Raw genomic sequence first — 4,876 nt, 5'->3', positions numbered from 1 at the left:
CTCCGAAGGAGCTGACGCGTCATGCACGAGACCACCGCAGCCCAGCACGCCCACACCGCCGCCCGTTCCCGCGCCCGCCGCGCCCGGCTGGCCGACGCCGACCGCCGCAACGCCGCCGCCGCCCTCCAGCGCGCCCTCGACCGCCGTGACAACGGCGGCGCGACCGGCCACTGAGCAGGCCGCCCGACCAGCCCTCGAGGAGGCCGCTGTCCGCATCGCGGACGGCGCGTGCCACTCCTTGGGACGACGCATTAGGGTGCCGACATGTCTCGCAGCATCGATCTCGCAGTGATCCCCGGTGACGGCATCGGGCAGGAAGTCGTGGCCGAAGGCCTGAAGGTCCTCTCCGCCGTCCTCCCGCAGGATGTGAAGCTGGAGACCACGGAGTACGACTTCGGCGCCCGCCGCTACCACGCCACCGGTGAGACCCTCACCGACGACGACCTGGCCGCGCTCAAGGGGCACGACGCCATCCTGCTCGGCGCCATCGGCGACCCCTCCGTGCCGTCCGGCGTCCTGGAGCGCGGCTTCCTGCTCAAGCTCCGCTTCGCCTTCGACCACCACGTCAACCTGCGCCCCTCCAAGCTCCTGCCCGGCGTCGCCACGCCGCTGGCCGGCGAGCCGGAGATCGACTTCGTGGTCGTCCGCGAGGGCACCGAGGGCCCTTACACGGGCAACGGCGGCACCATCCGCAAGGGCACCGAGCACGAGGTGGCCACCGAGGTCTCGGTGAACACCGCCTACGGCGTCGAGCGCGTGGTCCGCGACGCCTTCGCCCGCGCCCAGGCCCGCCCGCGCAAGAAGCTGGCGCTCATCCACAAGAACAACGTGCTGACCTTCGCCGGACACCTGTGGACCGACGTGTTCAACCGCGTCGCCCAGGAGTTCCCCGAGGTCACCACCGAGTACATGCACGTCGACGCGGCGACCATCTACCTGGTCACCCAGCCGGAGCGGTTCGACGTGATCGTCACCGACAACCTCTTCGGCGACATCGTCACCGACCTCGCCGCCGCCGTCTCCGGCGGAATCGGCGTGGCCGCCTCGGGCAACATCAACCCGAGCGGCCAGTACCCGTCCATGTTCGAGCCGGTCCACGGCTCGGCCCCGGACATCGCCGGCCAGGGCAAGGCCGACCCCACGGCCACCGTCCTGTCCGTCGCCCTCCTGCTGCGCCACCTCGGCCTGGAGGCCGAGGCCGCGCGCATCGACGACGCGGTCGCCGCCGACCTGGTCGAGCGCACGGGCCTGCCCGCCCGCTCCACCGAGGAGATCGGCGACGCGCTCGCCGCACGAGTAGCCGGCTGACCCCGGCCTCTCACACCTACGAAAGCCGCCGGGATGCCCCTCGCACCCGGCGGCTTCCGTCATGTCCCGCCGGGTGCCACCATCGAAACGCAGGGTCGTACCACCGCACCGTCCTTCACCGGGCACCCTCTTGCGATAATCGGACGTGGAGTCGCGTTCGATCATCGCCAGAACGTGCCGACCGGGCGTCCTGACCGACGTCCGACGACGGCGGGAAGCACGAGCGGAGACGCGGCCCGTCACTACAACGGTGAAGGACAGTTCTGCTGATGACGACGACGCCCACGATCGAGCTCAAGCCCACCTCGCACCCGCTGCCCGCGGCCGAGCGGGAGGCCGTCCTGGCCAACCCCGGGTTCGGCCGCCACTTCACCGACCACATGGTGTCGATCAAGTGGACCGAGGGCCGCGGCTGGCACGACGCCGAGCTCGTCCCCTACGGCCCGCTCTCCCTCGACCCGGCCAACATGACCCTGCACTACGCGCAGGAGATCTTCGAAGGGCTCAAGGCCTACCGCCGCGCCGACGGCTCGGTGGGCATCTTCCGCCCCGAGAAGAACGCCCTGCGCTTCCAGGCCTCCGCCCGCCGCCTGGCCATGCCGGAGCTCCCGGTCGAGACCTTCATCGCGGCGTGCGACGCGCTGGTCCGGCAGGACGAGGCCTGGGTCCCGGCGCACGGCGGCGAGGAGTCGCTGTACCTGCGCCCGTTCATGATCGCCACCGAGGTGGGGCTCGGCGTCCGGCCCGCCAAGGAGTACCTGTTCCTGGTCATCGCCTCCCCGGCCGGCGCGTACTTCCCCGGCGGGGTCAAGCCGGTCTCCATCTGGGTCGCCGAGGAGCACGTGCGCGCGGTCCCCGGCGGCATGGGCGACGCCAAGACAGGCGGCAACTACGCCGCCTCCCTGATGGCCCAGGCCGAGGCCGCCAAGGTGGGCTGCGACCAGGTCTGCTACCTCGACGCCATCGAGCGCCGGTGGATCGAGGAGCTCGGCGGCATGAACCTGTACTTCGTCTACGAGGACCGGATCGTCACCCCGGCCCTCAGCGGCTCCATCCTCGAGGGCGTCACCCGTGACTCCCTGCTGAGCGTGGCCGCCGACCTCGGCCTCGCCCCCGAGGAGGGCAAGGTGTCCGTCGACCAGTGGCAGGCCGACGCGCAGAGCGGCGCCCTCCGCGAGGTCTTCGCCTGCGGCACCGCCGCGGTGATCACCCCGGTCGGCACGGTCAAGCGCAGCAGCGGCGCCGAGTGGAAGCACGGCACGGGGGAGCCGGGCGAGGTCACCCTGCGCCTGCGCGACGCCCTGCTGGACATCCAGCGCGGCACCGCCGAGGACAAGCACGGCTGGATGCACAAGGTCTGCTGAGACCGCGGACGGCGGACCCACGGCGGTCCGGCCGACCCGCGGCCCCGGGGAGCGTGCGGCGCTCCCCGGGGCCGCTTCGTGCGGTGGGACGGTTCGCCCGGATTCTGAGACACCCGGTTTGGGCCGCGCAACCTGTGCCAGACTGGCGATGTGCCCTCGTTCGCCATGATTATCGGCAGCAGGCGCGCCGGTCCGCAGTGACCGCCCGTACGCACCCCGTACGCGTGGTCACCCTCGTCGTCGACCCGCGCGCAGACCTCTCGCACCCGCGAGGGGTTTTCTTTGTTTCGGCCCCACCCACGGCCGGGACGGAGGGCGCGCGAGCGTCGGGGACGGTGGAGCCGGTTCTTCCGGTCCGACCGAGACGACCAGTTCAGGAGTTCCTGCCATGACGGAAACCAGCCGACCCGACGACGCCTTCCACGTCTTCGACACCACGCTGCGCGACGGAGCCCAGCGGGAGGGCATCAACCTCACCGTCTCCGACAAGCTCGCCATCGCGCGGCACCTGGACGAGTTCGGCGTGGGCTTCATCGAGGGCGGCTGGCCGGGCGCCAACCCGCGGGACACCGAGTTCTTCGCCCGCGCCCGCGAGGAGATCGACTTCCGGCACGCGCAGCTGGTGGCCTTCGGCGCCACCCGCCGGGCCGGCGGCTCCGCCGCCGAGGACCCGCAGGTCAAGGCGCTGCTGGACTCCGGCGCCCCGGTGATCACGCTGGTCGCCAAGGCCCACGACCGGCACGTGGAGCTGGCGCTGCGCACCACCCTGGACGAGAACCTCGAGATGGTCCGCGACACCGTCGCCCACCTCAGGGCGGCCGGCCGCCGGGTCTTCGTCGACTGCGAGCACTTCTTCGACGGCTACCGGGCCAACCCCGAGTACGCCAAGGCCGTGGTGCGCGCCGCCTCCGAGGCCGGCGCCGACGTGGTCGTCCTGTGCGACACCAACGGCGGCCTGCTGCCCGCGCAGATCCACGCCGTGGTCGCCACCGTCCGCGCCGACACGGGAGCGCGCCTGGGCATCCACGCCCAGGACGACACCGGCTGCGCCGTCGCCAACACCCTGGCCGCCGTCGACGCCGGCGCCACCCACGTCCAGTGCACCGCCAACGGCTACGGCGAGCGGGTCGGCAACGCCAACCTCTTCCCGGTCGTCGCCGCGCTGGAGATCAAGTACGGCAAGCGCGTGCTGCCCGAGGGCAGGCTCCGTGAGATGACCCGGATCTCCCACGCCATCGCCGAGGTCGTCAACCTCACGCCCTCCACCCACCAGCCCTACGTCGGCCTCTCCGCCTTCGCCCACAAGGCCGGACTGCACGCCTCGGCGATCAAGGTCGACCCGGACCTGTACCAGCACATCGACCCCGAGCAGGTCGGCAACACCATGCGGATGCTGGTCTCCGACATGGCCGGCCGGGCCTCCGTCGAGCTGAAGGGCAAGGAGCTCGGCATCGACCTCGGCGACGACCGGGAACTGGTCGGGCGGGTTGTCGAGCGGGTCAAGGAGCGCGAGCTCAAGGGCTACACCTACGAGGCCGCCGACGCCAGCTTCGAACTGCTGCTGCGCGCCGAGGCGGGCACGCTGCCGGTCTACTTCACGGTGGACTCCTGGCGCGCCATCACCGAGGACCGTCCCGACGGCAGCCACGCCAACGAGGCCACGGTCAAGCTGGTCGCCAAGGGCGAGGTCATCCACGCCGCCGGCGAGGGCAACGGCCCGGTCAACGCGCTGGACCGGGCGCTGCGTGCGGGCCTGGAGCGGATCTACCCGGAGCTGGCCAAGATCGGTCTGGTCGACTACAAGGTCCGCATCCTGGAGGGCCGCTCGGGCACCGACTCGACGACCCGGGTGCTGATCTCCACCTCCGACGGCCGCAACGAGTGGTCCACGGTCGGCGTCGCCGACAACGTGATCGCCGCTTCCTGGCAGGCGCTCTCCGACGCCTACACCTACGGCCTGCTCCGGGCGGGGGTCGAGCCGGCGTAACTCGGAGTTCCGGGTGTCCACCGGTGACCCATTTCACCCTTATGGGTCATCGGGCGTACCTTCGTACGTATGAAGGGCACCCCGACCCGCCGGCGTCTCGGGCGACCGGCCTCCATAGCAGCCGCAGCGCTGCTCACCACGTCGGCCGGCTTGGCGACCGGCGTGCCCCTTGCCTCCGCCGCGCCCACCGGGACAGTGGCCGCGGCGGAGTCCCGCC

Annotated in this window: 4 protein-coding genes; all 4 read left to right on the top strand. The window is 71.7% G+C overall.

Going from position 1 to position 4,876, the window contains the following annotated elements:
• Positions 1-21: 21 nt before the first annotated feature.
• Positions 22-174 (top strand): hypothetical protein, encoded by a 153-nt coding sequence (locus tag ACOV8S_RS13645; protein WP_448318086.1) that lies wholly within the window; start codon positions 22-24, stop codon positions 172-174.
• Positions 175-264: 90 nt separating this feature from the next.
• Complete coding sequence (locus tag ACOV8S_RS13640) at positions 265-1,308, top strand: 3-isopropylmalate dehydrogenase (RefSeq protein WP_448318085.1); 1,044 nt, start codon at positions 265-267, stop codon at positions 1,306-1,308.
• Between the two features lie 269 nt (positions 1,309-1,577).
• The gene (locus ACOV8S_RS13635) at positions 1,578-2,672 is read left to right on the top strand and encodes a branched-chain amino acid aminotransferase (RefSeq protein ID WP_448318084.1); all 1,095 of its coding nucleotides are present in this window, start codon (positions 1,578-1,580) and stop codon (positions 2,670-2,672) included.
• Positions 2,673-3,060: 388 nt separating this feature from the next.
• Positions 3,061-4,659, top strand: a complete 1,599-nt coding sequence (cimA, locus tag ACOV8S_RS13630; protein WP_448318083.1) for a citramalate synthase — start codon at positions 3,061-3,063, stop codon at positions 4,657-4,659.
• Positions 4,660-4,876: the final 217 nt, after the last annotated feature.

Source organism: Streptomyces sp. CO7 (assembly GCF_053474865.1).
Note: the sequence above shows the minus strand (reverse complement) of the source record. Positions and strands in the feature narration are given on the sequence as shown.

What these genes read in the sequence shown, in the direction of transcription:
- ACOV8S_RS13640 (WP_448318085.1), top strand. Translation starts at nt 265, where the DNA reads ATGTCTCGCAGCATCGATCTCGCAGTGATCCCCGGTGACGGCATCGGG.
- ACOV8S_RS13635 (WP_448318084.1), top strand. Translation starts at nt 1,578, where the DNA reads ATGACGACGACGCCCACGATCGAGCTCAAGCCCACCTCGCACCCGCTG.
- cimA (WP_448318083.1), top strand. Translation starts at nt 3,061, where the DNA reads ATGACGGAAACCAGCCGACCCGACGACGCCTTCCACGTCTTCGACACC.
- ACOV8S_RS13645 (WP_448318086.1), top strand. Translation starts at nt 22, where the DNA reads ATGCACGAGACCACCGCAGCCCAGCACGCCCACACCGCCGCCCGTTCC.